Annotated in this window: 27 protein-coding genes and 2 pseudogenes; 19 read left to right on the top strand and 10 right to left on the bottom strand. The window is 70.3% G+C overall.

Translation table 11 applies throughout. The features are described from left to right. The first annotated feature begins 4 nt into the window (after positions 1 to 4). Positions 5 to 997 (top strand): adenosine deaminase, encoded by a 993-nt coding sequence (locus ABZT04_RS16605; RefSeq protein ID WP_356057001.1) that lies wholly within the window; start codon positions 5 to 7, stop codon positions 995 to 997. A gap of 63 nt (positions 998 to 1,060) precedes the next feature. Here ABZT04_RS16605 and ABZT04_RS16600 read toward each other — a convergent pair. Together ABZT04_RS16600 and ABZT04_RS16595 are read right to left on the bottom strand one after the other, a co-directional pair. Beyond that, positions 1,061 to 2,290: pseudogene (locus tag ABZT04_RS16600) on the bottom strand (MFS transporter); the annotation flags it as partial. 230 nt (positions 2,291 to 2,520) lie between these two features. Next, on the bottom strand, positions 2,521 to 3,303 hold the full coding sequence (locus ABZT04_RS16595) for an IclR family transcriptional regulator (protein WP_356056999.1): 783 nt from the start codon (positions 3,301 to 3,303) through the stop codon (positions 2,521 to 2,523). Positions 3,304 to 3,397: 94 nt separating this feature from the next. Here ABZT04_RS16595 and ABZT04_RS16590 point away from each other — a divergent pair, with 94 nt between their 5' ends. From ABZT04_RS16590 to ABZT04_RS16570, 5 genes and pseudogenes are all read left to right on the top strand, one after another. After that, positions 3,398 to 4,348: a 5-dehydro-4-deoxyglucarate dehydratase gene (locus ABZT04_RS16590; RefSeq protein ID WP_356056997.1), complete on the top strand. Its 951-nt coding sequence runs from the start codon at positions 3,398 to 3,400 to the stop codon at positions 4,346 to 4,348. Further along, positions 4,345 to 5,634 carry a glucarate dehydratase family protein gene (locus ABZT04_RS16585; RefSeq protein WP_356056995.1) on the top strand — a complete coding sequence of 430 codons (1,290 nt, stop codon included), beginning with the start codon at positions 4,345 to 4,347 and terminating at the stop codon, positions 5,632 to 5,634. Before ABZT04_RS16590 ends, ABZT04_RS16585 begins: the two co-directional genes overlap by 4 nt. A gap of 189 nt (positions 5,635 to 5,823) precedes the next feature. Further along, positions 5,824 to 5,997 (top strand): hypothetical protein, encoded by a 174-nt coding sequence (locus ABZT04_RS16580; protein ID WP_356056993.1) that lies wholly within the window; start codon positions 5,824 to 5,826, stop codon positions 5,995 to 5,997. 25 nt (positions 5,998 to 6,022) lie between these two features. After that, the gene (locus ABZT04_RS16575; RefSeq protein WP_356056991.1) at positions 6,023 to 7,174 is read left to right on the top strand and encodes a PfkB family carbohydrate kinase; all 1,152 of its coding nucleotides are present in this window, start codon (positions 6,023 to 6,025) and stop codon (positions 7,172 to 7,174) included. A gap of 8 nt (positions 7,175 to 7,182) precedes the next feature. Next, positions 7,183 to 7,345: pseudogene (locus tag ABZT04_RS16570) on the top strand (sugar kinase); the annotation flags it as partial. A gap of 21 nt (positions 7,346 to 7,366) precedes the next feature. On the opposite strand, the gene ABZT04_RS16565 reads toward ABZT04_RS16570, so the two are convergent. Beyond that, positions 7,367 to 8,077, bottom strand: a complete 711-nt coding sequence (locus tag ABZT04_RS16565) for an FAD binding domain-containing protein (protein ID WP_356056989.1) — start codon at positions 8,075 to 8,077, stop codon at positions 7,367 to 7,369. Positions 8,078 to 8,339: 262 nt separating this feature from the next. Here ABZT04_RS16565 and ABZT04_RS16560 point away from each other — a divergent pair, with 262 nt between their 5' ends. Genes ABZT04_RS16560 through ABZT04_RS16545 form a run of 4 tightly spaced genes read left to right on the top strand, consistent with a single transcriptional unit; the run spans position 8,340 to position 11,580 of the window. Next, positions 8,340 to 9,395, top strand: a complete 1,056-nt coding sequence (locus tag ABZT04_RS16560) for a PhoH family protein (protein WP_356056987.1) — start codon at positions 8,340 to 8,342, stop codon at positions 9,393 to 9,395. A gap of 12 nt (positions 9,396 to 9,407) precedes the next feature. Next, positions 9,408 to 9,905 carry an rRNA maturation RNase YbeY gene (gene ybeY / locus ABZT04_RS16555; RefSeq protein ID WP_355923460.1) on the top strand — a complete coding sequence of 166 codons (498 nt, stop codon included), beginning with the start codon at positions 9,408 to 9,410 and terminating at the stop codon, positions 9,903 to 9,905. Positions 9,906 to 9,916: 11 nt separating this feature from the next. After that, positions 9,917 to 11,224 carry a hemolysin family protein gene (locus ABZT04_RS16550; protein ID WP_356056985.1) on the top strand — a complete coding sequence of 436 codons (1,308 nt, stop codon included), beginning with the start codon at positions 9,917 to 9,919 and terminating at the stop codon, positions 11,222 to 11,224. Then, complete coding sequence (locus ABZT04_RS16545) at positions 11,221 to 11,580, top strand: MmcQ/YjbR family DNA-binding protein (RefSeq protein WP_356056983.1); 360 nt, start codon at positions 11,221 to 11,223, stop codon at positions 11,578 to 11,580. Before ABZT04_RS16550 ends, ABZT04_RS16545 begins: the two co-directional genes overlap by 4 nt. 206 nt (positions 11,581 to 11,786) lie before the next feature. Here ABZT04_RS16545 and ABZT04_RS16540 read toward each other — a convergent pair whose 3' ends face one another. After that, positions 11,787 to 11,921: a hypothetical protein gene (locus ABZT04_RS16540; protein ID WP_356056981.1), complete on the bottom strand. Its 135-nt coding sequence runs from the start codon at positions 11,919 to 11,921 to the stop codon at positions 11,787 to 11,789. Positions 11,922 to 12,370: 449 nt separating this feature from the next. On the opposite strand from ABZT04_RS16540, the gene ABZT04_RS16535 reads away from it, so the two are divergent. Then, entirely contained in the window at positions 12,371 to 13,285 is a 915-nt protein-coding gene (locus ABZT04_RS16535; RefSeq protein ID WP_356056979.1) for a helix-turn-helix transcriptional regulator, read from the top strand. 75 nt (positions 13,286 to 13,360) lie between these two features. Beyond that, positions 13,361 to 13,621 carry a DUF397 domain-containing protein gene (locus ABZT04_RS16530; RefSeq protein ID WP_356056977.1) on the top strand — a complete coding sequence of 87 codons (261 nt, stop codon included), beginning with the start codon at positions 13,361 to 13,363 and terminating at the stop codon, positions 13,619 to 13,621. Between the two features lie 52 nt (positions 13,622 to 13,673). Here ABZT04_RS16530 and ABZT04_RS16525 read toward each other — a convergent pair whose 3' ends face one another. Beyond that, entirely contained in the window at positions 13,674 to 15,092 is a 1,419-nt protein-coding gene (locus ABZT04_RS16525; protein WP_356056975.1) for an MFS transporter, read from the bottom strand. Positions 15,093 to 15,253: 161 nt separating this feature from the next. Here ABZT04_RS16525 and ABZT04_RS16520 point away from each other — a divergent pair, with 161 nt between their 5' ends. The 5 genes from ABZT04_RS16520 (at position 15,254) to ABZT04_RS16500 (ending at position 19,726) form a co-directional block, all read left to right on the top strand. Then, positions 15,254 to 16,069 (top strand): helix-turn-helix transcriptional regulator, encoded by an 816-nt coding sequence (locus tag ABZT04_RS16520; protein WP_356057258.1) that lies wholly within the window; start codon positions 15,254 to 15,256, stop codon positions 16,067 to 16,069. 28 nt (positions 16,070 to 16,097) lie between these two features. After that, on the top strand, positions 16,098 to 16,451 hold the full coding sequence (locus ABZT04_RS16515) for a cytidine deaminase (RefSeq protein ID WP_356056973.1): 354 nt from the start codon (positions 16,098 to 16,100) through the stop codon (positions 16,449 to 16,451). Positions 16,452 to 16,669: 218 nt separating this feature from the next. Next, positions 16,670 to 17,143, top strand: a complete 474-nt coding sequence (locus ABZT04_RS16510; protein WP_356057256.1) for a hypothetical protein — start codon at positions 16,670 to 16,672, stop codon at positions 17,141 to 17,143. Between the two features lie 173 nt (positions 17,144 to 17,316). After that, on the top strand, positions 17,317 to 18,633 hold the full coding sequence (locus ABZT04_RS16505) for a beta-xylosidase (protein ID WP_356056970.1): 1,317 nt from the start codon (positions 17,317 to 17,319) through the stop codon (positions 18,631 to 18,633). Between the two features lie 79 nt (positions 18,634 to 18,712). Continuing rightward, positions 18,713 to 19,726 (top strand): DUF916 domain-containing protein, encoded by a 1,014-nt coding sequence (locus tag ABZT04_RS16500; RefSeq protein ID WP_356056968.1) that lies wholly within the window; start codon positions 18,713 to 18,715, stop codon positions 19,724 to 19,726. Here ABZT04_RS16500 and ABZT04_RS16495 read toward each other — a convergent pair. Both ABZT04_RS16495 and ABZT04_RS16490 read right to left on the bottom strand, forming a co-directional pair. Then, positions 19,620 to 19,958, bottom strand: a complete 339-nt coding sequence (locus ABZT04_RS16495) for a P-II family nitrogen regulator (protein ID WP_200682139.1) — start codon at positions 19,956 to 19,958, stop codon at positions 19,620 to 19,622. The genes ABZT04_RS16500 and ABZT04_RS16495 overlap by 107 nt on opposite strands. Further along, on the bottom strand, positions 19,955 to 21,265 hold the full coding sequence (locus ABZT04_RS16490) for an ammonium transporter (protein WP_356056966.1): 1,311 nt from the start codon (positions 21,263 to 21,265) through the stop codon (positions 19,955 to 19,957). Before ABZT04_RS16490 ends, ABZT04_RS16495 begins: the two co-directional genes overlap by 4 nt. 165 nt (positions 21,266 to 21,430) lie before the next feature. Here ABZT04_RS16490 and era point away from each other — a divergent pair, with 165 nt between their 5' ends. Next, positions 21,431 to 22,399: a GTPase Era gene (era, locus tag ABZT04_RS16485; protein ID WP_355923442.1), complete on the top strand. Its 969-nt coding sequence runs from the start codon at positions 21,431 to 21,433 to the stop codon at positions 22,397 to 22,399. On the opposite strand, the gene ABZT04_RS16480 is transcribed toward era, so the two are convergent. Then, complete coding sequence (locus ABZT04_RS16480) at positions 22,379 to 23,236, bottom strand: helix-turn-helix transcriptional regulator (protein WP_356056965.1); 858 nt, start codon at positions 23,234 to 23,236, stop codon at positions 22,379 to 22,381. The genes era and ABZT04_RS16480 overlap by 21 nt on opposite strands. 123 nt (positions 23,237 to 23,359) lie before the next feature. On the opposite strand from ABZT04_RS16480, the gene ABZT04_RS16475 reads away from it, so the two are divergent. Continuing rightward, positions 23,360 to 24,214 carry an NAD(P)-dependent oxidoreductase gene (locus ABZT04_RS16475; protein ID WP_356056963.1) on the top strand — a complete coding sequence of 285 codons (855 nt, stop codon included), beginning with the start codon at positions 23,360 to 23,362 and terminating at the stop codon, positions 24,212 to 24,214. Between the two features lie 10 nt (positions 24,215 to 24,224). Here ABZT04_RS16475 and ABZT04_RS16470 read toward each other — a convergent pair whose 3' ends face one another. Both ABZT04_RS16470 and ABZT04_RS16465 read right to left on the bottom strand, forming a co-directional pair. Further along, positions 24,225 to 25,490, bottom strand: coding sequence for an MFS transporter (locus ABZT04_RS16470; protein WP_355923436.1), 1,266 nt, complete (start codon positions 25,488 to 25,490; stop codon positions 24,225 to 24,227). Continuing rightward, a complete protein-coding gene (locus tag ABZT04_RS16465; protein ID WP_356056962.1) occupies positions 25,487 to 26,815 on the bottom strand; it encodes a GH1 family beta-glucosidase in 1,329 nt (442 codons plus the stop codon). Before ABZT04_RS16465 ends, ABZT04_RS16470 begins: the two co-directional genes overlap by 4 nt. Positions 26,816 to 26,866 lie beyond the last annotated feature (51 nt).

Genomic DNA, 26,866 nt, shown 5'->3' with positions numbered 1-26,866 from the left:
TTCGATGCCCATCCCCAAAGCCGAACTGCACCTGCACATCGAAGGCACCCTGGAGCCCGAGCTGGCCTTCGCGCTCGCCGCGCGCAACGGCGTCGAGCTGCCGTACGCGGACACCGAGGCGCTGCGCGAGGCGTACCGCTTCGAGGACCTCCAGTCCTTTCTGAACCTCTACTACGAGCTGATGGCGGTCCTGCGCACCGAGCGGGACTTCGAGGACCTCGCCAACGCCTATCTCGCCCGCGCCGCCGCGCAGGGCGTACGGCACGCGGAGATCTTCTTCGACCCGCAGGCGCACCTCGCGCGGGGCGTGGACATGGGCACGGTGGTGGAGGGCCTGTGGCGGGCGCTGGGCGACAGCGAGAGCAACCACGGCATCTCGACCCGGCTCATCCTGTGCTTCCTGCGCGACGAGTCCGCCGCCTCGGCCATGGAGACCCTGGACGCGGCCAAGCCCTACCTCGACCGGATCACCGGCATCGGCCTCGACTCGGCCGAGGTCGGCCACCCGCCGGTGAAGTTCCGCGAGGTCTACGAGACCGCCGCCGCGCTGGGTCTACGACGTGTCGCCCACGCCGGTGAGGAGGGCCCGCCGGCCTACATCACCGAGGCCCTGGACATCCTCGGCGTCGAGCGCGTCGACCACGGCCTGCGCTGCATGGAGGACGCGGAACTGGTCGCCCGCCTCGTCCGCGACCGCATCCCGCTCACCCTCTGCCCGCTGTCCAACGTCCGCCTCCGCACGGTGGACGTCCTCGCCGACCACCCCCTCCCCGCCATGCTGGACGCGGGCCTCCTCTGCACGGTCAACTCCGACGACCCGGCCTACTTCGGCGGTTACGCCGGCGACAACTTCGACGCGGTGCGCTCGGCGCTGGGCCTGAACGAGGACCGCTTGCGCGAGCTGGCCCGCAACTCCTTCGTGGCGTCCTTCCTCGAGGACGACGAGGAGCGACGGGAGCGGTATCTCGCCGAGGTGGAGGCGTACGAGTTCGGGTGAGCGTGGTGGGGGCGGTGCCCCCACACCCCTCTTCGGCCTGAACGACCTCGTCCTCACCGCGAGGAGCTCCACGATCTCCTGCTCCCGCGCGCCGATCTCCGGGACCGGGCCGGTCGGAAGGCCGGTGGAGGCCGCGACCACGGCGGCCGGGGTGCCGCCGCGGCGGCGGACCGTGCCCGGGAGGAGCAGGCGGCCGCCGGTGTGCAGCGCCACCGCCGTCATCGGTACGGCGATCACGACCAGCCCCGCCGCGAGGATCCCGCCCATCGCCGGGAAGCCGGCCCCGGCCGACAGCACGCTGCCCGTCAGGGGGCCCGCCGCTGTGCCGAGTGACGAGGCCGAGCCGACGAGGACGGCCCAACGCCCGCGCGGATCAAGGGAGGCGGCGAGGCCGAGGACGTAGGACAGGACGATGGGGTAGAGGGTGTTCCAGGCGATCTCGCCGGTCGCGAACGTCCTCAGGTCGTGTGCGGACGCGCTGAGGACGATGCAGCCCGCGATGAGTGCCGTGCCCGCGCCGATCGGTACCGCGCGCCCCAGCCGGGAGCCGAGTGCGCCCGCGCCGATCACGCCGACCAGACCCGTGCCGAGCGCGATCGCGAAGACCGCGCCGACGGTGACCTCGGAGAGGTGGGCCTGGGTGAGGCCGATGCGTCCGCTGACGCCCCAGAGGGAGTTCTGGGCGAGCGACCAGCACAGCAGGGTCGCGGCGAGGACCAGTCCGGCGCGGCGGTGGGGGAGCCCGGCGGTCTCCACCCGCATGTGCTCCGTCGCCGTACGGACCGGGAGACGGCCGGTCAGCGGCCATACGGCGAGTGCGGTGAGGGTGAGGGCGGCGAGGGGTTGGCCGTGGCCCGCGCCGAGGTGCGGGACGGTCAGATACACCGCTCCCGCGAGCGCGGACACGCACAACAGGCCGAGGGTGGAGGCACGGTGGGGGTCCCGGTGGGCGGCGATGCCGGACGCGGCGACCGTCGTGGCCGTACCCGATCCGAAGCCGCCGATCACCGCGCCCGCGACGACCGCGGGGACGGCGTGCGTGAAGGCGGCCGAGCCGTAGCCGAGGACGGCGAGGGCGAGGCCGATGCGGGCGAGGACGCGCGGGCCGATCCGGTCGACGCGCGAGGCGAGCAGAAACCCCGCTGCGGCCGAACTCAGCAGCAGCGCACTGCCGACGGCACCGGCCTGCGTGGCGGACAGCGGCAGCCCGGCGTCGAGGCGGCCGACGGTGGTGGGCAGGAGGTAGGGGGCGAGGTACCCGGCCGTGAAAAGGGCGACGAGGGGCCAGGGCATGGTGGTGGTGCGGGCGGACACGGGCGTTCCCAGGGCATGCGAAAGAAGCGGCTCGAAAAGGGGGTTGGGCGACGACCGTCGACGGACAGGAACGCGCGGGCAATTTGTATCAAGCACGTAGTCGCTGGAAGAAGGGCGGGGGGTGTGATCTGGAGCACGTTCTGTTTGGGGTGGGGAGTGCCGGGTAAGCGAGCGCCCACCTCGCGGTGCCGCCCGGCGAATTCCCGGTGCTAACGCCAGTGCGGAGCGCCCCCGGCGCCCGGCGCCGTCGCCTCGATCTTCGCCCTGACCTCGCGCATCACCGCCACGATCTGCCCCTCGTGCTCCGGCGTCAGCCGGGCCACCGGCACCGAGCAACTGATCGCGTCCAGCGGCGGATTGTCGTAGCGCAGGACGAAGCCGAAACCGACGATCCCGAGGACCCCCTCCTCGCGGTCGATCGAGTACCCGCGGGCGCGGATCGCGGCGAGGTCGGCGGTGAGGGACTCCCGGGTGGTGTGGGTGTTGGGGGTGGCGGGCTCGTAGGGCCCGGCGGGCAGTTCGGTGTCCGGCCGTTCGGCGAGCAGCGCCTTGCCGAGGGCGCCGACGTGCGCGGGCAGCCGCCGCCCCACCCGGCTGATGGTCCGCAGGTATTCGTGCGACTCCCGCGTCGCCAGATAGGCCACGTCCCGCCCGTCCAGCCGCCCCAGGTGGATCGTCTCGCCGAGCGCCTGGGACGCCTCGTCGAGATAGGGCCGTACGGCCCGCACGCGCGGGTCGGAGTCCAGATAGCTCGTGCCGGTGAGCAGGGCGTGGATGCCGATGCCGTAGAGGGAGCCGGTGATGTCGGTGCGGACCCAGCCGTGCGCGATCAGGGTCTGGAGCAGGGCGTACATCGAGCTGCGCGGCACCCCCAGCGCGTCGGCGAGTTCCTGGAGGCGCGCGGGACGGTCGCCGCGCGCGGCGAGCAGTTCGAGCAGCTCGACCGTGCGGGCGGCGGACTTCACCTCGCGGACGCCACCGGGCTCTGACATGCGCCGATCGTAGCCAGCGTGGGCACCCCATTGACGGTCGCGGTTCGCGTATCTAATCTCTGTCTTCATACGTGGATAGCGTCTACATAGGGAGATGGGTCGAGTGAGCGGCGAAACGGATGCCGTGGTGCGCAGGCTGCGGGACGGGATGGCGGGCGGCGTGCTCTCCTTCCCGCTCACCTCCTTCCACGACGACGGCTCCCTCGACCCCGACGGCTTCCGCACCCATGTCGCCGAGCGGATCGCCGCCGGCCCCGGCGCGGTCTTCCCCGCCTGCGGCACCGGCGAGTTCTTCTCGCTCGACGAGGACGAGTACCGGCAGGTCGTCACCATCACCGTGGAGGAGGCGGCAGGCCGCGTCCCCGTCGTCGCAGGCGTCGGCTACGGCTGGGCCCAGGCCGCCCGCTTCGCGCGCATCGCCGAAATGGCCGGCGCCGACGCCCTCCTCGTCCTGCCGCACTACCTCGTCGCCGCCCCGCAGGACGGCCTGGTGGCCCAACTCGAACAGCTCGCCGCCCGCACCCGGCTCCCGCTCATCGCCTACCAGCGCGGCCAAGTCGCCTTCACCGCAAGCTCGTTGAAGCGCATCGCGCGCATCCCCGGTGTCATCGGCCTCAAGGACGGCCACAGCGACCTGGACCGCCTCCAACGCCTCACCCTCGCCGCCCCCGAGGGCTTCCTCTTCTTCAACGGCGCTGCCACCGCCGAGATCCAGGCCCGCGCCTACGCCACCGTCGGCGTCCCCGCCTACTCCTCCGCCGTGCACGCCTTCGCCCCCGAGATCGCGAACGCCTTCTTCACCGCGCTGCGGGACGGCGACGACAAGACGGTCGAGAAACTGCTGCGCGAGTTCTACGTCCCGCTCGTCGAACTCCGCGACCGCGTACCCGGATACGCCGTGTCCCTCGTCAAGTCGGCGGCCCGGCTGCGCGGTTGCCCGGTGGGACCCGTGCGGGCCCCGCTCACCGACCCCTCGGCCACCGACCTCACCGAGCTGACCGCCCTGCTCACCGCCGGACTCGACCTCGTAGGAGCCGCCCTGTGAACCTCACCATCACCGACATCCGCCTCACCCCGATCCTGGTCGCCGACCCGCCCCTGCTCAACACCCAGGGCGTCCACCAGCCGTACACCCCCCGCCTGATCGTGGAAGTGGTGACCGCAGACGGCGTCACCGGACTCGGCGAGACCTACGGGGACACCAAGTACCTCGAACTGGCCCGCCCCTACGCCGACAAACTGATCGGCCGTCAAGTCGGCGACCTGAACGGCCTGTTCACCGTCGCCGACGAGGTCGCCGTCGACAGCTCCCGGGTCTCCGGACAGGTCGATGTCGGCGGACTGCGCGGCGTCCAGACCGCCGACAAGCTGCGCCTGTCCGTCGTCTCCGCCTTCGAGGTCGCCTGCCTCGACGCCCTCGGCAAGGCACTCGGACTGCCCGTGCACGCACTGCTCGGCGGCAAGGTGCGGGACGCGGTCGAGTACAGCGGCTACCTGTTCTACAAGTGGGCCCACCACCCCGAGGGCATGAGGGCCGAGAAGGACGACTGGGGCGCCGCGATCGACCCGGCCGGAGTCGTCGAGCAGGCCCGGAAGTTCAAGGAGCGCTACGGCTTCACCTCCTTCAAGCTCAAGGGCGGCGTCTTCCCGCCCGACGAGGAGATCGCCGCCGTCCGCGCGCTGGCGGCCGCCTTCCCCGACCACCCTCTGCGTCTCGACCCCAACGGCGCCTGGTCCGTGGAGACTTCACTCAAGGTCGCGAAGGAACTGGGCGACGTCCTCGAATACCTGGAGGACCCCGCCCTCGGCATCCCCGCCATGGCCGAGGTGTCCGCCGGCACCGACGTGCCGCTCGCCACCAACATGTGCGTGACGACGTTCGCCGAGATCAAGGAAGCCTTCACCAAGGACGCCGTACAGGTGGTCCTCTCCGACCACCACTACTGGGGCGGACTGCGCAACACCCAGCAACTCGCCGCCATCTGCCGCACGTTCGGGGTCGGCATCTCCATGCACTCCAACACCCACCTCGGCATCAGCCTCGCCGCGATGACCCACGTCGCCTCGACCGTCCCGGGCCTCCACCACGCCTGCGACTCCCACTACCCCTGGCAGTCCGAGGACGTTCTCACCGAACGCCTCACCTTCGCCGACGCCAAGGTCACCGTCTCCGACACCCCCGGCCTCGGCATCGAACTCGACCGCGCCAAGCTGGAGTTCCTGCACCAGCGGTGGCTCGACGACGACGGTTCCCTGCGCGAACGCGACGACGCGGCCGCGATGCGCGTCACCGACCCGGAGTGGGTGACTCCTTCCATGCCACGCTGGTGACCACGTAACTCACGTCTCCCTGAAGCCCGTTCGGACTCGGGCACGCCCGGCTACGAGGGCGACAGCAGGGGTGGGTACGGGGGTGTGGCGCCTGTCGTGGGACGGGCATGCCGGCGGTCCGACGTGGGCCCGCGGTTCTCGGGTTTCGGCGGCGCCGAGCGCACTGTCCGCGCGTGGCGGACGGGGCCGATGGCCGGTTCCGGAGGCGGCCCGCACGGCGCGCGTGGCGGACCCGCCCGAACCGTCGCCCCGGCGCGGCGCCCACCGTACGGCCCGGACCTGCGGCTGCTCGCCACCGGTGCGAAGGGCGGCCCCGGAGCGGGAGTCGCCCCCGCGCGTGCGTGGTGGTGCACACTGGCCTGATCCGTATCACGTCAGGGAGCACACCGTGACCGCGTCCAACGCGTCCACCGGAAAGGAACCGTCGTCCTGTCGGGCCGCCCAGGTCGACCCCTTGGCAGGCCTGCGCGCGCCGGACGATCCGCCCTGGGACGTGTACCTCACCGGCACCGTCTTCCTCGACATCATCTTCACCGGGCTCGAATCCGCCCCCGTCCGCGGCACCGAGTCCTGGGCCCGGGGGATGGGGTCCAGCCCCGGCGGCGTCGCCAACATGGCGACCGCCCTGGCCCGCCTCGGCCTGCGGACCTCCCTCGCCGCGGCATTCGGCGACGACCACTACGGCGAGTACTGCTGGGACGCGCTGGAACAGGGCGAGGGCATCGACCTCTCCACCTCCTGCTCGGTACCCGGCTGGCACTCCCCGGTCACCGTGTCGATGGCGTACGAAGGCGAACGCACGATGGTCTCCCACGGCCACGAACCGCCCCCGGAGACCGTGTTCGGTGAAGGCGGCGCACCGGCCCACCCTCCACGCGCGCGTGCCGCCGTCGCCTCCCTCACCCCCGGCAAACAGGCCCCCTGGGTCGCCCAGGCCGCGAGCGAGGGCACCCGCATCTTCGCCGACGTCGGCTGGGACGACACCGGAGCCTGGGACCTCGCAGGACTCGCCGACCTCGCCCACTGCGAGGCCTTCCTGCCGAACGCCGAGGAAGCCATGCGCTACACCGGCGCCGACTGCCCCCGCGCCGCCGCCCACGCGCTCACCGCCCACGTGCCGCTAGCCGTCGTCACCCTCGGCGCGGACGGCGCCTACGCCGTCGACCGGCGCACCGGAGAATCCGCCGAGGTCCCGGCCATCGCCGTCGAGGCCCTCGACCCCACCGGCGCCGGCGACGTCTTCGTGGCCGGCTTCGTCACCGGCACCCTGGCCGGCTGGCCACTCGCCGACCGCCTCGCCTTCGCCGGCCTCACCGCCGCCCTCTCCGTCCAGGAGTTCGGCGGCTCCCTCTCCGCACCCGGCTGGTCCGAGATCGGCGCCTGGTGGCGCAAGGTCCAGTCGGTCGAGGGCCAGAACCCGACGGCCCTGAGCCGCTACGCGTTCCTGGCCGGCCTCGTCCCGCCGGAGGACCAGGGCGACGCGGGCCGGTGGCCGCTGCGGCGGGCGGTGCCGACGATCGGGTTCGGCAGATCGACGTAGGGCGACCTGTTGCCGCCGCCTTCTCCGTCCAGGAGTTCGGCGGCTCGCTCTCCGCGCCGGGCCTTCAGCCGTTACGCGTTCCTGGCCGGCGTCGTACCGCCGGAGGACCAGGGCGACGCGGGCCGCTGGCCGCTGCGGCGGGCGGTCCCGGCGATCGGGTTCGGCAGATCGACTCAGAGCCTGTTGGCCGACCTACGCCGCCGCCCGCTCCACCACACCCACGACCTCTTCCCGTACGGCATCGAAGACCGCCTCCGGCAGCGTGCCGAGCGGTGTGAGCGCCAGCGCGCCGAGGACCCGGCCCGCGTCCGTGTCGTAGGGAACGGTCTCACTGACCACGTCATAACCGTCACGCACAGCGACCCGCACCACGGACGCGCCCGCCCCCACGGCCACCGCGACCACGAACGGAACCTCCCCGCGCAACTCACCCGTCAGCTTGCGGTAACCGCTCGCCGCCGGCTCCCGCCAGCGCAGCCCCAGCAGCAGCGGCCGCTTCGCCAGCAACTCGGCGAGATCGGTCTCGACCGGCCCCTCCGGCTCCAGCACCACCGCGCGGGCGTCCAGCACCAGCGCGGCCGGCAGCAGACAGCGCAACGTGCTGCCGACTATGTTCCCGCCGACCGTCGCCGTCCGGCGCACCGCGCCGGTCCCCACCCCGCCCGCCGCCCGCCGCAGCACCTCCGGCACCCGCGCGTCGATCTCGTGCAGCAGTACGGCCGCGCCCAGCGTCCCGTCCCCGATCGCCCGCGCCTCCGGCAGCTCCCGCAGCGACACCGCCTGCTCGGGGAAACCGTCCCGTTGCCAGGAGGCCCACACAAGCGTCGCCCCGCCGACGGGCACCGCCCCCTCGGCCAGACACTCCTGCGCTTCGGACACGGACGTGGGCAGACGCACGAACACAGCGGCCGACCTGCTTTCCCTGCATGGCCTTACTTGACGGACACAGCGCATTGTCCGTACATACGAGGGGGCGCGAACAGGGCTCACGGCGTCACCCTGTGCGCCCGCCCTGCGCTGGGCACGCCCCGCGTTTCGTGGCCCGACGGTCACCGAAAAGCCCTACGGCGTTGTCAGTGGCCCGGCGTACCCTGGGATCACCAGGCTGCCCTTGTGGCGGGCGAGCCGTATCGAGGAGGACGAGCAAGGCCTACAGAGCCGGCCCATGACTCAGACACCCACAGCTCACACCCCCGCGCAGGAGCAGGCGAGAGCAGAGTTCACCGTCCCCGCCCATCACCCCATGGTGTCCCTGCTGGGATCAGGCGACGCCCTCCTGCGCGTGATCGAGAAGGCCTTCCCGGCGGCCGACATCCACGTCCGGGGCAATGAGATCAGCGCGGCCGGCGATGCCCGTGAAGTCGCCCTCGTCCAGCGCCTGTTCGACGAGATGATGCTGGTGCTCCGCACCGGGCAGCCGATGACGGAGGACGCAGTGGAACGCTCGATCGCCATGCTCAGGGCGAGCGAGAACGGGGATGGTCCGGAGGAGACACCCGCCGAGGTGCTCACCCAGAACATCCTGTCCTCGCGAGGCCGCACGATCCGCCCCAAGACCCTCAACCAAAAGCGGTACGTCGACGCGATCGACAAGCACACGATCGTCTTCGGCATCGGCCCCGCAGGCACCGGCAAGACCTACCTCGCCATGGCCAAGGCGGTCCAGGCCCTCCAGGCCAAGCAGGTCAGCCGCATCATCCTGACCCGCCCGGCGGTCGAGGCGGGCGAACGCCTCGGCTTCCTCCCCGGCACCCTGTACGAAAAGATCGACCCGTACCTGCGCCCCCTGTACGACGCCCTGCACGACATGCTCGACCCGGAGTCGATCCCGAAGCTGATGGCAGCGGGGACGATCGAGGTGGCGCCGCTGGCATACATGCGCGGCCGGACCTTGAACGACGCCTTCATCATCCTGGACGAGGCCCAGAACACGAGCCCCGAGCAGATGAAGATGTTCCTCACCCGGCTCGGGTTCGAGTCCAAGATCGTGATCACCGGTGATGTGACACAGGTCGACCTGCCGAGTGGTACGAAGTCGGGGCTCCGGCAGGTGCAGGACATTCTGGAGGGGCTCGACGACGTGCACTTCTCCCGCCTGTCGTCGCAGGACGTCGTCCGGCACAAGCTGGTCGGCCGTATCGTCGACGCGTACGAGAAGTACGACAGCGAGCACGGTACGGAGAACGGCACCCACAAGGGTGCCCGTGACAAGCGGAAGTAGATCAGCACGACCATGTCGATCGACGTCAACAACGAGTCCGGAACCGAGGTCGACGAGCAGGCGATCCTCGACATCGCCCGCTACGCGCTCGCGCGGATGCGCATCCACCCGCTCTCCGAGCTCTCGGTGATCGTCGTGGACGCCGACGCCATGGAGCAGCTTCACATCCAGTGGATGGATCTCTCCGGGCCGACCGATGTCATGTCCTTCCCGATGGACGAGCTGCGTCCGCCGAGCAAGGACGACGAGGAGCCGCCGCAGGGGCTGCTCGGTGACATCGTGCTGTGCCCGGAGGTCGCCGCGAAGCAGGGAGCCGAGGCCGAGACGCAGCACACCATGGACGAGGAGCTTCAACTGCTCACCGTCCACGGTGTGTTGCACCTGCTGGGCTACGACCACGAGGAGCCCGACGAGAAGGCCGAGATGTTCGGCTTGCAGGCGGCCATCGTGGACGGCTGGCGCGCGGAGAAGGGCCATGACGGCCCCTCCCCGGCGCCGACCGTCTCATAAGAGTCCGCCTGATGAGTCCTCAGATCGTTCTCGGCGCCATCGCCCTTGTCGTGGTCGCCTGGCTCGCCGCCTGCGCCGAGGCGGGTCTCGCGCGCGTCTCCAGTTTCCGGGCCGAGGAGGCCGTACGGTCCGGTCGGCGCGGCAGCGCCAAGCTCGCGCAGGTCGCCGCCGACCCGACCCGCTATCTCAATGTGGCGCTGCTGGTCAGGGTCGTCTGCGAGATGGCCGCCGCCGCGCTGGTCACCTACGAGTGTCTGCACGTGATCCACGGCACCGCGCCCGCCCTCCTCGCCGCGATCGGCGTCATGGTCCTGGTGTCGTACGTCGCGGTCGGGGTCTCCCCGCGCACCATCGGGCGTCAGCATCCGCTGAACACGGCCACGGCGGCGTCGTACGTCCTGCTGCCGCTGGCGCGGATCATGGGCCCGATCCCGTATCTGCTGATCCTCATCGGCAACGCGCTTACGCCCGGCAAGGGTTTCCGGCGCGGTCCGTTCGCGTCCGAGGCCGAGTTGCGGGCGCTGGTGGATCTCGCCGAGAAGGAGTCGCTGATCGAGGACGAGGAGCGCCGGATGGTGCACTCGGTCTTCGAGCTGGGCGACACCCTCGTGCGTGAGGTGATGGTGCCGAGGACGGATCTCGTCGTCATCGAGCGGTACAAGACGATCCGTCAGGCCCTCACCCTCGCGCTGCGCTCCGGTTTCTCGCGGATCCCGGTGACGGGGGAGAGCGAGGACGACATCGTCGGGATCGTGTATCTCAAGGACCTGGTCCGCAAGACGCACATCAGCCGGGACGCCGAGTCGGAGCTGGTGTCGACGGCCATGCGCCCGGCGTCCTTCGTGCCGGACACCAAGAACGCGGGTGATCTGCTTCGCGAGATGCAGCAGGAGCGCAATCACGTCGCGGTCGTCATCGACGAGTACGGCGGTACGGCCGGCATCGTCACCATCGAGGACATCCTCGAGGAGATCGTCGGCGAGATCACCGACGAGTACGACCGTGAACTCCCGCCGGTGGAGGAGCTGGGCGACGACCGCTACCGGGTCACGGCCCGGCTGGACATCGGTGACCTGGGGGAGTTGTACGGCTTCGAGGCGTACGACGACGAGGACGTGGAGACGGTGGGCGGGCTGCTGGCGAAGGCGCTGGGCCGTGTCCCCATCGCGGGCGCGTCGTCGGTCGTGGAACTGCCCGACGGACGCGAGCTGCGGCTGACGGCGGAGGCCTCGGCCGGTCGCCGGAACAAGATCGTGACGGTGCTGGTGGAGCCGGTGGGCCCGGGCGGCCCGCCGGAGGAGGAGACGAAGCCGGAGTGACACCCCAGGAGTTGCGCGCCTTCTGCCTGTCCTTCAACGCGGTGGTGGAGGACTTCCCGTTCAACCCGGAGACGTCCGTCTTCAAGGTGCTGGGCAAGGTCTTCGCCCTGACGAACCTGGAGGCACGCCCCTTCACGGTCAACCTCAAGTGCGACCCGGAGGACGCGATCCGGCTCCGCGAGGAGCACGAGGGCTTGATCATCCCCGGGTACCACATGAACAAGCGGCACTGGAACACGGTGACGGTGGACGGGGACCTTCCGGACCGGCTGGTGCGGGAGCTGATCGAGGACTCCTACGACCTGGTGGTGGCGGGGTTGCCACGGGCGGAGCGGCTGCGGCTGGACCGGTCTTGAGGAACCCGACGGTCGGCGGTCCCGCCCAGCTCTACCGACGAACCCGTCTGCGACCCTCGCCATTGCGCGTGTGGACCGGCAGAATGGAGGGACGGCGGAACCGAGACGGTCCCACTCCGGGCTGCCGGCCAGGGAAACTCGGAGTGGAACAAATGCGTTGGCGTCCGCCTCACTCAGCCCCGACCTTCAGGCCGGGGCTGTTTGCGTCACATGTGGGGGTGCATCCACCTCTCGACGATCTGCTGGATCGCGAGGAGAAGATTGACCCATGGAAGCGTGAATGCGAGCTTCTCGGTCCACATGTGCTTGGTACGACGCCCCGACGGCTCCTCTTCGGCCATGGGGCTGACCTCCTTTCTGGTCTCGCTCTCTCACGGAGACCGCGGTGCTCCGTGTTGATCGCGACACCAGGGCGATCAGCTGCCGACTGAGCCGACGTCAACTTCGGTCCTGCCGCACTCAACCTCCCTTTGGCGCCTGTCGATTGGGTCACATCACTGGCTGAGTCCAGCGTAGCTTGAGTGTGCCCACCAGGGTAGAGCTGTTGGCTAGCTTGCTGAGTGAACCTGCATATCAGGCTCCTCCGGAACGGTGAGTCTCTTTCTGGACCTGTCCAAGTGCAATGTAGCTTTCTGCTACCCGAGGAGGGTCGGAGGTAGATGCCTGTGTTGCCGACCTGCGGCTTTAGGGTTCTGCTGAAGAGAAGACAACCAGTTCGGAAGGTCTCGATGAGTAAGCATCTATTCTGCTATGTTGCATGCCGTGAGGTCCATTTGGGGGTGGAGCCATCATGAGCGTGCCAAGTGCGGCACTGCAGCGGCTACGGCTACGCACAGAGTTGCGCAGGGCCCGGACCAGCGCGAACCTCACACAGCGCGAAGTCGCCAAGATGATGGAGTGGAGTCCCTCCAAGCTCATCCGTATCGAGGCGGGTGAGGTCGGCATCTCCATCAACGACCTCCGTCCGTTGCTCGCGGCCTACGGGATCACCGACCGGCGCAGGATCGATGGGCTACTGGACCTCGCGCGAGGCAGCCGCAAGATGCCGTACACGGAGTACCGGGACCTCTACAGCAAGGAGGTCCTCCAGTTCTTCGCGCTGGAGGCGGCGGCGTCGATCATCCGGCAGTACAACTCGCTGGTACTTCCCGGGCCGCTGCAGACCGAGGAGTATGCGCGCGCGATCATGCGGGCCTACGACAAAGGGATCTCGGACGACAAGGTCGATCGTGCGGTGGAGGCCAGGCTTGCCCGGCAGGAACAGCTCACATCGGGTGCGGGGAGCGACCGCGAGCTCTTCTTCATCCTGGACGAGGCCGTCGTGCGTCGTCAGGTCGGCGGGCGCGGGGTGATGCACGCCCAACTGGACCGGCTCGCCGAGTTCGCGGCCCAGCCGGGCATCACCATCCAGATCCTGCCGCTCAGCGTCGGCGCACATCCCGGCATCATGGGCCCCTTCTCGCTCTTCGAGTTCGAGACGGATGAGATGCCGGACTCGCTGTTCATCGAGAACTCGCGCGGCGACACGTACAGCAGCAACGCCCCGGAGGAGACCGGCCGGTACCTTGAGCGGTTCTGGGAGCTGGAGGACCTGGCGGTCAAGGACGACATCGACACTCTGCTGCGCACACTGGGCGCGAGGATGGACGCGGGCAGTGACGACCTGGAGAGGCTGCTGCATGAGAGGGATGACGAAAGCGCGTAACTCAAGCTGATCCGGGGGACCTTGGCGAGAAAGGGCTCATTCATATTCATGTGATGGCCCGTTACTCTGAAAGAGGTGCTGCGTGTCCCGGCCCTCCGCACCCAGGCTGGAGGAGAAGGCGTGGGCGGCTCATGGACGTGGCGTAAGAGCAGTGCGAGCAACCCCGATGGGGACGCGTGTGTCGAGGCGGCGTGGACCGGCGAGTCCTTGCTGGTACGTCATTCAACTCGCCCTCATCAGGCGGTTCTTGCCTTCCAGTCTGTGGCCTGGTGCGCTTTCCTGGAGTTCGTGAAGCGTCCTTCCGTGCCATCACCCTCGACTTCGCGGCAGAGATGAGTCGACGCGAGGGCCTGCTCCCCGACCCGGGGAGCAGGCCCTCGAAGTTCGGTCACCGGCGCGGCCGGTCCCGCAACCCCATCGCCACCAGCACCGCGGCTGCGAGCACGATCGCCGCGTCGATGCCCACGACCGTGTGGACCCCCGACATCAGATCGCCCGAGGTGGTGGCGAGGACGCCCAGGAGCGGGATGCCGATGGTGATGCCGACCTGCTGGGTGGAGGTGACGAGGCCGGTGGCCAGGCCCTGTTGGTCGTCGGGGACGCCGGAGGTGACGGTCAGGCCGTAGGAGATGATCGCGCCCAGGTGGCACATGCTGGCCAGGGAGACGGCGGCCGTGGCGAGCCAGACCGACCAGGTGTGGGCGTTCAGGCCCAACAGGGCGGCGATGAAGGCGGATTGGCCGACGAGTGAGGCGATCAGGGTGCGGCGGGCGCCGATGCGGCCGATGACCTTCGGGGCGTAGACACCCGCGACCGCCGAGAGGACGCCCTGGACGCCGAAGACCAGGCCCGTCTCGAACGACGAGAGGTGCAGGACCTCCTGGAGGTACAGGGTCAGGACGAAGACGATCGTCGACATCATCGAGAAGGTGACCAGGCCGCCGAGGTTGCCCCAGGCCACCGTGCGGCGGCGCAGCATGGGGAGGGAGACCAGGGGCTGGGCGGTGCGGGACTCGATGGCGGTGAAGGCCGTGAGGAGCAGGACGCCGGTGATCAGGGTGACGATGACGTCGACGCGGGCGAAGCCGTGGTCGGCGGCGGTCGACAGGGCGTAGATGAGGGAGAGAAGGCCGCCGGTGACCGTGATCGCGCCGGGGATGTCGAGGCGGGGGCGGTCCGGGGTGCGGGACTCGGGGAGCAGGGCGGGGGCCAGGGGCAGGACCAGTACGGCGAACAGGGTGAGCAGGGCCATCGTCGAGCGCCAGCCGAACGCGTCGGTCAGGACGCCGCCGGCCACCATGCCGACCGTGAACCCGAGGGAGAGCAGGGTGCCGGAGATGCCGAGCGCGCGGTCGCGGGCCGGGCCCTCGGGGAAGGTGGTGGTGAGGAGGGACATGCCGGTGGGGACGATGGCCGCGGCGCCGAGACCTTGCAGTGCGCGGCCGGTCAGGAACGACGCCGGGTCCCAGGCGAACGTGGCGAGGAGCGAGGCCGCGCCGAACAGGGCCAGGCCGGTGAGGAACAGTCGGCGGCGGCCGTAGAGGTCGCCGATGCGGCCGAACAGGAGCAGGAAGCCGCCGGACGGCAGGGCGAACGCGGTGACCGCCCATTGGAGGGCCGATTGGCTCATGCCGAGGTCGCCGCCGAGGGTGGGCAGGGCCACGTTCAGGACGGAGAAGTCCAGGGCGACCATGAACTGGGCCGCGCAGAGGACGAAGAGGACGAGTTTGTCGCGGGTCGACAGCTTGGGTTCGCTGTGCGGTGCGAGGGGTTCGTGGGCGGTGGGAGTTGTCGTGTCGGTCGCCATGGGAAGAGCTTCCGGCCGTCGGAATAGGCGTGGGGAGCCGGAAGTTGTGCTGGTGGTGGCACCACCAGGCAGCGACAGGATCCAGGGGGATCCAGGGGGAGAGGCGCGTGACCGAGGACGCCCTGAAGAGTCGTCGGCTGAGTGAACTGCGTGAGTTCCTGATGAGCCGGCGGGCCCGGGTCTCCCCGGCCGAGGCGGGTCTGCCGGACGGCGGGGCGCGACGTCGTACGCCGGGACTGCGGCGCGAGGAGGTCGCCGTGCTCGCCGGGGTGGGCGCCTCCTGGTACCAGTGGCTGGAGCAGGGGCGGGACATCTCGGTGTCGCCGCAGGTCCTCGACTCCGTCGGCCGGGTGCTGCGGCTCAGCAACGCCGAGCGCCGGCATCTGTATGTGCTGGCCGGGCTGAACCCGCCCGCGCCCGAACCCGCCGCCGATCACGGCTGTGAGGGCATACGGCGGCTGATCGACGCCTGGATGCCGTTCCCGGCGCACATCATGGACCGGTACTACAACTGCGTGATGTACAACGACGCGGCCGGGTGGGTGCTGGGCATGCGGCCGGAGAACACGCAGAACTGCCTGATCGACTTCTTCACGGACCCGCTCTACCGTGCCCGTTCGCAGAGCTGGGAGCGGAACGCGCGTACGGTCGTCGCGCAGTTCCGGGCGATGTGCGCGGACCGTCCCGACGACGAGGGGCTGCGCGAGGTGCTGGCCGAACTGACCTCCGTGAGCCCGGAGTTCACCGAGCTGTGGGAGCGGCGGGACATCCTGGACGCGGGGGTGGTCCGCAAGGAGCTGGATCATCCGCTGGTGGGTCTGCTGTGTGTCGAGTCGACGGCGTTGAAGGTGCCCGCGCGGTCGGATCTCACGATCGTGCTGCACACGCCGTTGGAGGAGGCGAACACGGTGGCGAAGCTGGAGTGGCTGGCCTCGCCGGAGGGGCGGCGGGGTGCGATGTACCCCGTGGCGGGATGAGGGCCCTGGTCCTTCGTATGCTCTGCTCATGACCGAGACCAGCGCGCTTGACCCCGAGGACCGCAAGATCGTCACCCTGGCCCGTTCCGCGCGGGCCCGCAACGGTGTGCCCGAGGGGGCGGCCGTACGGGACGAGACGGGGCGGACGTATGTCGCCGGGACGGTCGACCTTCCGTCGCTGAAGCTGAGCGCGTTGCGGACGGCGGTGGCGATGGCGGTGGCGTCCGGCGCGAAGTCCCTGGAGGCGGCGGCGGTCGTGTCGGAGGCGGAATCCGTGTCGACGGAGGACCGGGCGGCGGTACGGGATCTGGGCGGACCAGGGACGCCAGTGCTGCTGGCCGCGCCGGACGGGGTTGTGCGGCTGACGGTCGCCGCGGGCTAGCGGACATGGGTGACCGGAAGTCACCCGTCCAGATTTCGCCCTTGCTCTCCCCCCGCCTCCCGCGCATCAATGGAACCGTAAGTTCCGACGGACCGTCAGATTCTCGCTCGCGTGACGCACCGCACCGCGTCCGTGAGGTGGCTCTGAGGTGTTTCTGCCGTCCGTCCCCACATGGCATTCCCAGACACGGGAAGGGAACCGGATCCATGGAAGGCAAGCTGAGAAGCAAGCGAATCGGAACGGGTGCGGCACTGGTGACGGGGGTCCTCGCGGCCGTCTCGCTGGCGTTCGCGCCCACCGCGCTCGCCGTCACTCCCCAGACGGCGACGATCACCGCGGACTGCGGGATCTTCGGCGGCGGTGACGCCACCATCACGGCCACGCAGGACGGGACGGCGGCCACGGTCACCGTCACCTCGTCCATCACCGCGCCGCTGGCCCTGTCGCAGGACTCCATCTCCTCCACCTTCACGTTCGAGAACGCGAGCGGTGGCACCACCGTGTTCACCGGTACGAAGAACCCGGCCATGGCGACCGGCGACCCGGTCACCGTCGGTCCGCTCGACGGCACCGTGGCCTCCGGCGACAGCCTGGAGGCGTACGGCGGGTCGCTGCAGATGACCATCTTCGGGATCGCGGTCACCTGCACGGCGACCGGACCGCAGTCACCGGGTCCGTTCGTGTTCGACTGAGAATTCCCCCCACGGCTTCAACTGGGCCGTCAGTTCCCGCCGTTGGGCAGGAACTGACGGTCCATCAGTTAGTTTCTCCGTGTCCATTGACTTCTCACGCGATCCCCACATCAATGCCCTCTGTGGGCGCGGACGAGCCGCTGTGCCCACCGTCCTCAGGAGGGGGCACAGCCATGGCTACGACATCCCGAAGACGCCGATGGGCGTCGTTGCTCGGGGTGACCGCGCTCGCGGTCGCCACGGGCGGTGCGCTGGCCTGTCCGGCCGGTGCGTCCACGAACGTGGACTTCGCCACGCACTGCATCCCGCCGGCGGTCGCGGGCATCCCGCCGATCGACGGCACCACCACCGCCGCGATCACGGTGGACAACACCGCGCCGAAGGTCGGCGACACCGTCACCGTGACCTACACGGTGGTCAAGCCCGCCGCCAGCAACCCGACCGCGATCGCCCTGCCGGCCGACATCATGACGCCGACCGGGAAGGTCACCCTCGGCGGTGCCCAGACCGGCAGCGTCACCGTGGCCGGGCCCAAGAAGAACGACCCGGTGCCGGGCAACGGCGCCTTCCCGTCCTTCTCCATGACCGGCACCTTCACGGTCACCACCCCCGGCGCGATCACCCTCTCGCCGGGCGACTACAACATCCACACCAGCTACATCCTGGAGCTGGACACCCCCTGCACGGTGACGAACCCGCCGGCCCCGGTCTCCGAGACCGTCACCGCGACCGCCACCGTTCCGGTCAACACCCGTGCGATCAGCCTGGGTTCGGCCTCCGGCAACGCCGGTGACAGCGTCACCGTGACCGGCAGCAACTTCACCCCGGGTGCCACCGTGACCCTGGCCGGGCGGTCCGGCACCGCCCAGACCGCGGACACGGCGACCGTCACGGCCACCAGCGCCGGCACCATCAGCGGCTCGCTCGTCGTCAACGACAAGTCGACGACCGGGATCGTGGCATACGAGGGCAGTGCGTGGAGTGCTGATCTGGGTGCCGGTCCCGCCGCCTACGTCGTCAACGACACCACGCCCGTTCCGCCCGGGAGTCAGAAGCTGACGACCACCGTCAAGGCGGGCACGCTGTCGATGGCGCAGGCCGGGGACGCCGTGGGCCTCTCGGCGGTCGACTTCGGCAAGGGCGGCGCCTCCACGGGCGCTCTGAACACGGTGACGGTCCAGGACTTCCGCGGCGGACCCGCGGGCTGGTCCCTGACCGGCAAGGTCACCGACTTCACCGGTCCCGGCGCCAAGATCGGTGCCGGAGCGCTGAGTTGGACCCCCGCCTGCGCCACCAAGGCGGGCAGCCCGAGCACCTGCGCGGCCGGTTCGGCGGGCACCGTGGGCAGTTCGGGGGCGACGCTCGCGTCCACCCCTGACGGCACGCTCACCGGCGGCCAGTTCACCGTCGACGCCGGACTCTCCCTGAACGTACCGGCGTTCACGCCTCCGGGCTCGTACTCCGGCGTTCTGACGCTCACGCTCACCTGACCGTACCGACCCACCTCCGGTGGCCGGGCGCCCGCACCCGCCCGACCGCCACACTCCTCGTCCGTGGGGGTCCGCACCCATGCGCAAGCTGTACGTCCTCCTCCTGACCCTCTGCTTCGGTGTGCTCACCGCACCCTCCTCCCACGCGGCGGACAACGGCAGTTGGTCCGTGTACCCGGCCGCGTCGAAGATCGCCGCGCGGCCGTACTTCTATCTCTCCGCCGACCCCGGCCAGACCATCCAGGACAAGGTGGTCGTCGCCAACAAGACGGCGCAGCCGCTTACTTTCCGGCTGTACGCGGCCGACGCCTACAACACCGCGCGCGACGGCGGGTTCGCCGTACGGACGGTGAAGGAGACGATGCGGGGCGTCGGCGCGTGGGCCAAACCGGCCAGGTCCCGGGTCACCGTGCCCGCCCACAAAACGGTCGCCGTGCCGTTCACCCTCCACGTGCCCGAAGGGGCCGAACCGGGCGACCACCCGGGCGCGTTGGTCGCCCTCGACGAACGCGTCGACAAGGGCGACGGTTCACTCGCCCTCGGTGTGCAGCGGGCCGTAGGCGCCCGTGTCTATCTCCGGGTGAGCGGACCCACGCTGCCCGCGCTCGCCGTCGAGCACGTCCATGTGTCCCATCACCAGCCGCTGGTACCGGGGTTGGGAGACAGCGACGCGACGATCTCCTACACGTTGCACAACACCGGCAACGTCACCCTCGACCCGAAGGTGACGCTGAAGGCACAGGGCCTGTTCGGCCGGACCCTGCTGTCGCGCGGACTCACCCGCATCCCCTCGGAGTTGCTGCCGGGGCAGAGCGTGAAGCTCAGCGAGCCGTGGAAGGGCTCGCCCCAACTCGACTGGGGCGACATCACGTTGACCGCGAGCGCGCCGGGCACCAAACAGTCGGCGAGCGCCTCGTTCTTCGCGCTGCCCTGGCTGGCGGCGGCGCTGCTGCTCGCGGTCGGGTTCGTCGGGGGAGTGCTGGCGGTCAGAGCGCGTCGGGGCCGCGCTCACCTGTCCGTACCCGTACGACCGTCTCGACCGGAATCGACCACACCTTCCCGTCCCCGATCTTCCCCGTCTGTGCGGCCTTGACGATCGCGTCGATCACGGCGTCCGAGTCCGCGTCGTCGACGACGACCTCGATCCGCACCTTGGGGACGAGATCGACGCGGTACTCGGCGCCGCGGTACACCTCGGTGTGGCCGCGCTGCCGGCCGTAGCCGCTGGCCTCGGTGACGGTCAGGCCGTGCACGCCGAGCTCCTGGAGCGCCGTCTTGACCTCGTCGAGGCGGTACGGCTTGACGATCGCGGTGATGAGCTTCATGGCTGGGACGTGACCTTCTGCGCGGAGGGGAGGACGGAGGCGGTGACCGGGGCCCCGTGGCCCAGGACGCCGTGATCGTATGCGGTCTCGGCGTGCACCGTAAGGTCAAGACCCGTCCGCTCCTCCTCCTCACTGGCCCGCAGACCCATCGCCTTGTCGAGCAACTTGCCGATGCCGTACGTCACGAGAAACGCGTACGCCCCTACGGCGACCACGGCCACGAGCTGCTTGCCGAGCTGGGCGAGTCCGCCGCCGTAGAGGAGGCCCTCGGGGCCGCCGGTCATGGCGGTGACCGCGAAGACGCCGATCAGGAGGGTGCCGATGACTCCGCCGACCAGGTGGACGCCGACGACGTCGAGCGAGTCGTCGTAGTTCAGCTTGAACTTCCAGCCGACCGCGTACGAGCAGACCGCGCCGGCGGCGAGGCCGACGACCAGCGCGCCGAGCAGGGAGACCGAGCCGCAGGACGGGGTGATCGCTACCAGGCCGGCCACCGCGCCCGAGGCCGCGCCCAGGGTGGTGGGGTGGCCGTCGCGCTTCTGCTCGACGAAGAGCCAGCCGAGCAGGCCGGTGCAGCCCGCGGCGAGGGTGTTGAGGAAGGCCGCGGCGGCGAGGCCGTTGGCGCCGAGGGCGGACCCGGCGTTGAAGCCGAACCAGCCGAACCAGAGCAGGCCCGCGCCCAGCATCACCATGGGGAGGTTGTGCGGGCGCATCGCGTCCTTCTTGAAGCCGAGGCGGGGTCCGACGACCAGGCACAGGGCGAGTCCGGAGGCGCCCGAGGTGATCTCGACGGGCAGACCGCCCGCGAAGTCGAGGGCGCCGAGGTGCGCCGCGATCCAGCCGCCGGGGCCCCACACCCAGTGCGCGACGGGAACGTATACGAGCAGCGCCCAGACGGGCACGAAGACCAGCCACGCCCCGAACCGCACCCGGTCGGCCACCGCCCCGCTGATCAGCGCGGCCGTGATGATCGCGAAGGTGAGCTGGAAGGTCGCGAAGAGAAGGGTGGGGACCGTGCCGTGCACGCTGTCGGGGCCGAGCCCCGCCATGCCGGCGTGCTTCAGTCCGCCGAGCAGCCCGCCGCCGATGTCGTCGCCGAAGGCGAGCGAGTACCCGGCGACCAGCCACACCACCGTGACCAGGGCGATCGACACAAAGCTCATCATCAGCATGTTGAGGACGCTCTTCGTGCGGACCATGCCTCCGTAGAAGAGGGCCAGGCCCGGGGTCATCAGCAGGACCAGGGCGGTGGCGGCGAGCAGCCAGGCGGTGTCGCCGGTGTCGACATGGGCGGCGGCGAGGGTCACGGTCGTCTCCAACGGGGTGGGGGCTCGTCAGAGGGTCACCGGCCCGGGTTTCCGGTTGTGCACGGCCGTGTTTCCGGGATGTTTCATTGCCGCAGGGTTTCTGAAAGCTCACCGGGTGAGGCACGGGTGGACTGTTGTGCGGCAGGGGCTTGTGGATCAGGGACAATGGGCGCCATGAGCGTTCGTACCCCGTCATCCAAGCCGTCTGAGTCGTCGGCGGCTCCCCACCGCGCCGGCTTCGCCTGCTTCGTGGGCCGCCCCAACGCGGGCAAGTCCACCCTTACGAATGCTCTGGTCGGCCAGAAGGTGGCGATCACCGCCAACCAGCCGCAGACCACGCGGCACACGGTCCGCGGCATCGTCCACCGGCCCGACGCCCAGTTGATCCTGGTCGACACCCCCGGCCTGCACAAACCGCGCACGCTGCTCGGCCAGCGGCTGAACGACATCGTCCGGACGACGTGGGCCGAGGTCGACGTCATCGGCTTCTGCCTGCCGGCGAACGAGAAGCTGGGCCCGGGCGACCGTTTCATCGCGAAGGAACTGGCGTCGATCAAGAAGACGCCGAAGATCGCGATCGTCACGAAGACCGACCTGGTCGACTCCAAGACCCTCGCCGAGCAGCTCATCGCCATCGACCAGCTCGGTAAGGAGCTGGGCTTCGAGTGGGCGGAGATCGTGCCGGTGTCGGCGGTCGCGGACCAGCAGGTAGACCTGCTGGCGGACCTCCTGATCCCCCTCCTCCCGGAGGGCCCGGCCCTCTACCCGGAGGGCGACCTCACGGACGAGCCCGAGCAGGTCATGATCGCGGAACTGATCCGCGAGGCGGCCCTCGAAGGCGTCCGTGACGAACTCCCGCACTCCATCGCCGTCGTCGTCGAGGAAATGCTCCCCCGCGAGGACCGTCCCGCCGACAAGCCCCTCCTCGACATCCACGCCTTCGTCTACATCGAGCGGCCCAGCCAGAAGGGCATCATCATCGGCCCGAAGGGCGCCCGCCTGAAGGAGGTCGGCATCAAGTCCCGCAAGCAGATCGAGGCACTGCTGGGTACGCCGGTCTTCCTCGACCTTCATGTGAAGGTGGCGAAGGACTGGCAGCGGGATCCTCGGCAGCTACGGAAGCTGGGTTTCTGACGGGGTCAGGTCCTGCAACCCCACCACCCGCAGCAGTTGCAGGCGCTCGTACGACTCCGTCCCCGGGCGGGCCGTGTGGATGACGAGCAGGTGGTCGTGGCCCTCGTTGAGCAGGACCTCGCAGTCCAGTTCCAGGAGGCCGACCAGCGGGTGCTGGAAGCGCTTCGTCGAGCGGCGCCGTACGGCTACCTCGTGTTCGTCCCACAGGCGGGCGAACTCCTCGCTGCCCGCACGTAGTTCGGCCACCAGGGCGGCAGGCTCCGGGTCGTCGGGGCGGGCCGCCGTCACGGCCCGCAGGTTCGCGACATGGGCCCGCGCCAGCTCCGGCCGGTCCTCCGGCGGAAACAGTTCCTGGGCCGCCGGTTCCAGGAAGAAGCGGCGGTTCAGATTGCGGTCCCGGTGCGGGCGGGCCGACGCGTCCCCGCTCAGGGCCTTCGCCATCGCGTTCTGGGCCAGCACGTCACCGCAGTCGCTCAGCACCGACGCCGGGGTGTCGTGCAGCCGGTCCAGGACCAGCAGCAGACCCGGGCGCACATGCGCGGAGGCGCTGCCCCGGCGCGGTGGCTCCTCGCCCGCCAGGTGGAACAGGTGGTCCCGTTCGTCGTCCGTGAGGCGGAGCGCCCGCGCGAGCGCCGTGAGCATCTGGCGGGACGGGTGCGGGCCCCGGGACTGTTCAAGCCGCGTGTAGTAGTCGACCGACATACCGGCCAGCGATGCCACCTCCTCGCGGCGCAGACCCGGTGTACGGCGGCGGGCGCCGGGCGTCAGGCCCACGTCGGAGGGGTCCAGGCGGGCCCGGCCGCGGCGCAGGAAGTCGGCGAGTTCGGCTCGGTTCACGTTTCCAGCGTGCGGGAGTCCGCCCGGCTTATCCAGGGTCTGCCGATCCCCCGATCGACAGGTCTCTCCCGGTCACGCCGGGCCCGGCCCACGCTGGAGCCACCAGAACGTGAGGAGCAGACGATGTTGACACTGGTCACAGGGACGACAGGACAGGTCGGCAAGCGGTTCGTACCGAGGCTGCTGGCGCAGAGCCGGCCGGGGGAGCAGATACGGGTCCTGGTACGGGACGCGGCCCGCGCGGAGCCGTTCGCGGCGCTGGGCGCCGAGGTCGTGGAAGGGGACCTGCGCGACGATGCGGTCCTCGGCAAGGCGGTCTCCGGAGTCGACGCGGTCGTGAACGTCGCCGCGTCCTTCCGCGGGGTGCCGGACGAGGAGGCGTGGGCCGTCAACCGGGACGCGGCGGTCGCACTGGGCCGCGCCGCGCAGGCCTCCGGCGTACGGCGTTTCGTCCAGGTCAGCACCGCGATCGTGTACGGCACGGGACGCGGCCGCCCGCTGACCGAGGAGGACGAGAGCCGCCCCGGCGGCGACATGTGGGGCGCCTACGGCGAGTCGAAGGTGGCCGCCGAACGCGAACTCCTCGCCCTCGACACCATGGACGTCCGCGTCGCCCGCCTCCCCTTCGTCTACGGCGAGGGCGACCCCCACCTCGCCAACTCCATGCACTGGGCGGCGAGTTGGGCCTCGACCCAGCGCCTCCACATGGGCCACCACGCAGACGTCGCCCAGGGCCTGCTCCGTATCCTGCACGCCCCCGGAGTCGCCGGCCGTGTCTACAACATCGCCGACGACGCCCCGGTCACCGCGGTCGACCTGCACCAGCTCAACGGCGTCGAACTCCCCACCGACATGCACGAACGGACCGACCCCGACCCCTGGTTCGGCATCATGTCCACGGAACGGATCCGCCGCGAGCTGGGATACCGCCCGCTGTTCCCGACGGTGTGGACGGCACGGGACGCGGGCGTGCTCTGACCCACCCGCCTCAGTCCACCCCTCGAATCCGCCGCACCAGCAACGCCCCCGCCATCCCGATCACCGCCGACACCAGATACAGCACCCGGTACCCGCCCAGATACGTCACGATCGGTGCGGCGAGGGCGGGTGCCGCGACCTGGGGGAGGGCGTTGGCGACGTTGATGACGCCGAGGTCCTTGCCGCGGTCCAGGGCCTTGGGGAGTACGTCCGTCATCAGGGCGAAGTCGACCGACGTGAAGACGCCGAAGCCGATGCCCAGGACCGCCGCCGCGGTGATCGCGCCCGGCCAGGTCTGCCAGCCCGCCAGCACCGCCGTCGCCACCGCCATCAGGACGCCCGACCAGATCACGAACGGCTTGCGGCGACCGACCCGGTCGGACCACACCCCGCCGACCACGACGGTGGCGAGGAGCGTGAGGCCGTTGACCGCCGTGAGGATCAGGACGCCCTGGTCGGGGTCGTGGTAGTGGAGGCGGTCACGCAGGTAGTAGAGGAGGTAGAGCAGGACCAGGGCGTTGCTCAGGTTGATCAGGAAGCGGGTCAGCCAGGCCCAGCCGAGGTCGGGATGGCGGCGCGGGCTCAGCCAGAAGCCGCGCAGGAAGCCCTGCCAGGACCACGGCGGGCGGTCCGACACCGACAGCCGCAGATCCTTGTGGCGCAGCACGTACGGCAGCACGCCCACCGCCGTGAACACCGCGCACGCCACATAGCCCGCCCCGATGCCCCCGGCCGCCGTCGCCAGCCCCGTGCCGCCGACCACGCCCAGGATCTGCGCGGCCCCCAACCAGCCGCCCACAGAGCCCCGTTGAAGGCGCGGCACCCGGTCGGGGACGGCCGCCGTGACCGCCGCGAAGGCCGCGTTCAGGGTCAACTGGACCAGGCACCAGCCGGCCGCCATCGTCCACACCCCGCCCGCGCCCGCGAGCAGCAGCAGGGACAGCGCCCCGCCCGCCGTACCGGCCACGATCCACGGCGTACGGCGGCCCCACCGCGATGTCGTACGGTCCGACAGCGCGCCGAAGAGCGGATTGGCGACCAGGGACACCAGCGCGCCCGCGCCGGTCACCCACGCCAGCATCGTCTCCTTGGACATACCGGTGCCGGGCGCGAAGTCCTTGGCCTGGGAGGCCAGCAGGATCTGCAACGGGCCGTACCAGCCCACCCAGATCGCCCCGTTGGCGAGCGAGAGCGCGGACGTCCAGCCCCGGCCGACGCGTTCGACGGGTTCAGCGAGGGCACCGGACGGCGAGGAGACCGCGTCGGCCGTCGTCATCCCCGCACCTGTGATCTCTGCGCCCGCAGCAGGTCCTGGAACCAGCCGTACGACGCCTTCGGGGTGCGCGCCTGGGTGTCGTAGTCGACGTGCACCAGGCCGAAGCGGCGCTCGTAGCCCTCCGCCCACTCGAAGTTGTCGAGGAGCGACCACACGAAGTAGCCGCGGACGTCCACGCCCGCCTCCAACGCCCCGTGCAGCGCCCGGACATGACCGTCCAGGTAAGTGATCCGGTCCTGGTCGTCGAGGCCGTCGTAGGAGCAGCCGTTCTCGGTGATGACGACGGGCGGGAGTCGGTCGCCGTACCGGTCCCGGAAGGTGGTGAGGAGTTCCGTCAGGCCCTCGGGGACCACCGGCCAGCCGAAGTCCGTGACCGGGACGCCCTCGATCTCCCTTACGGAGAAGGGAAGTTCGGCGGGGAGGGTGAGTCCGCCGAACTCGATCTCCGCGCCCTGCGGTGCGCCCACCCTGGTCGGCGCGTAGTAGTTGATCCCGTACCAGTCGATCGGCTCGGCGATCACCTTGAGGTCGGACTCGACGTCGCCCGGCATCAACTCGCCCAGGCCGGAGGGGTATTCACCCAGCAGCAGGGGGTCGGCGAACAGGCGGTTCAGCAGCAGGTCGTAGAAGTTCGCCGCCTCGATGTCCTCCGGCTCCTGCGAGGCGGGCCAGGTCGGGCCGTGCGAGTTGGCGATCCCGATGTCGGTGGCACCGGCCGCGCGCAGCGCCCGTACCGCCAGGCCGTGGGCCAGCAGTTGGTGATGGGCGACCGGCAGCGCGTCGAACAGCAGGGCCTTGCCGGGAGCGTGGGCGCCCAGCGCGTGCCCCAACAGGGTGTGTTCCGCAGGCTCGTTGATGGTGATCCACTTCTTCACCCGGTCGCCCAACCGGTCGGCCACCACCGCCACATACTCGGCGAACCGCGAGGCCGTGTCCCGGTCCAGCCAGTCCTGGGTGACCGGGAGGTCCCAGTGGAACAGGGTCGGGACCGGACGGACGCCCGCCGCGCCCAGTTCGTCGACGAGACGGTCGTAGAAGTCGAGGCCGCCGGGGGAGTTGACGCGCGGCCAGGAGATCGAGAAGCGGTACGCGTCCACGCCCAGGTCGGCCAGGAGCGCCACGTCCTCGGGGTGGCGGTGGTAGTGGTCGCAGGCCACCGCCGCCGTCGAGCCGTCCTTGATCCGGCCCGGCTCGGCCTCGAACGCGTCCCAGATCGAGGGCTCACGTGCGTCCGCCGCGCCCTCGATCTGGTGGGCCGAGGTCGAGACGCCCCAGAGGAAGCCGGCCGGGAACCGAGGTATCGGGTTGCCTGCATCAGTCGCCATGCGCCGGATCATCCGTACCGGTGGTAACGGGTGTCAACGGGCGGGCGTGAA

The organism is Streptomyces sp. NPDC005492 (genome assembly GCF_040605995.1).
Taxonomy (GTDB): Bacteria; Actinomycetota; Actinomycetes; order Streptomycetales; family Streptomycetaceae; genus Streptomyces.
This window is presented reverse-complemented; position numbering and strand designations above follow the sequence as displayed.

Coding starts and splice junctions, on each gene's coding strand:
- ABZT04_RS16475 (WP_356056963.1), top strand. CDS start 23,360: ATGTTGACACTGGTCACAGGGACGACAGGACAGGTCGGCAAGCGGTTC.
- ABZT04_RS16540 (WP_356056981.1), bottom strand. CDS start 11,921: ATGGCCGAAGAGGAGCCGTCGGGGCGTCGTACCAAGCACATGTGGACC.
- ABZT04_RS16465 (WP_356056962.1), bottom strand. CDS start 26,815: ATGGCGACTGATGCAGGCAACCCGATACCTCGGTTCCCGGCCGGCTTC.
- ABZT04_RS16500 (WP_356056968.1), top strand. CDS start 18,713: ATGCGCAAGCTGTACGTCCTCCTCCTGACCCTCTGCTTCGGTGTGCTC.
- ABZT04_RS16550 (WP_356056985.1), top strand. CDS start 9,917: ATGAGTCCTCAGATCGTTCTCGGCGCCATCGCCCTTGTCGTGGTCGCC.
- ABZT04_RS16505 (WP_356056970.1), top strand. CDS start 17,317: ATGGCTACGACATCCCGAAGACGCCGATGGGCGTCGTTGCTCGGGGTG.
- ABZT04_RS16525 (WP_356056975.1), bottom strand. CDS start 15,092: ATGGCGACCGACACGACAACTCCCACCGCCCACGAACCCCTCGCACCG.
- ABZT04_RS16470 (WP_355923436.1), bottom strand. CDS start 25,490: ATGACGACGGCCGACGCGGTCTCCTCGCCGTCCGGTGCCCTCGCTGAA.
- ybeY (WP_355923460.1), top strand. CDS start 9,408: ATGTCGATCGACGTCAACAACGAGTCCGGAACCGAGGTCGACGAGCAG.
- ABZT04_RS16590 (WP_356056997.1), top strand. CDS start 3,398: ATGGGTCGAGTGAGCGGCGAAACGGATGCCGTGGTGCGCAGGCTGCGG.
- ABZT04_RS16605 (WP_356057001.1), top strand. CDS start 5: ATGCCCATCCCCAAAGCCGAACTGCACCTGCACATCGAAGGCACCCTG.
- ABZT04_RS16580 (WP_356056993.1), top strand. CDS start 5,824: ATGGCCGGTTCCGGAGGCGGCCCGCACGGCGCGCGTGGCGGACCCGCC.
- era (WP_355923442.1), top strand. CDS start 21,431: ATGGGCGCCATGAGCGTTCGTACCCCGTCATCCAAGCCGTCTGAGTCG.
- ABZT04_RS16495 (WP_200682139.1), bottom strand. CDS start 19,958: ATGAAGCTCATCACCGCGATCGTCAAGCCGTACCGCCTCGACGAGGTC.
- ABZT04_RS16595 (WP_356056999.1), bottom strand. CDS start 3,303: ATGTCAGAGCCCGGTGGCGTCCGCGAGGTGAAGTCCGCCGCCCGCACG.
- ABZT04_RS16520 (WP_356057258.1), top strand. CDS start 15,254: ATGAGCCGGCGGGCCCGGGTCTCCCCGGCCGAGGCGGGTCTGCCGGAC.
- ABZT04_RS16535 (WP_356056979.1), top strand. CDS start 12,371: ATGAGCGTGCCAAGTGCGGCACTGCAGCGGCTACGGCTACGCACAGAG.
- ABZT04_RS16515 (WP_356056973.1), top strand. CDS start 16,098: ATGACCGAGACCAGCGCGCTTGACCCCGAGGACCGCAAGATCGTCACC.
- ABZT04_RS16560 (WP_356056987.1), top strand. CDS start 8,340: ATGACTCAGACACCCACAGCTCACACCCCCGCGCAGGAGCAGGCGAGA.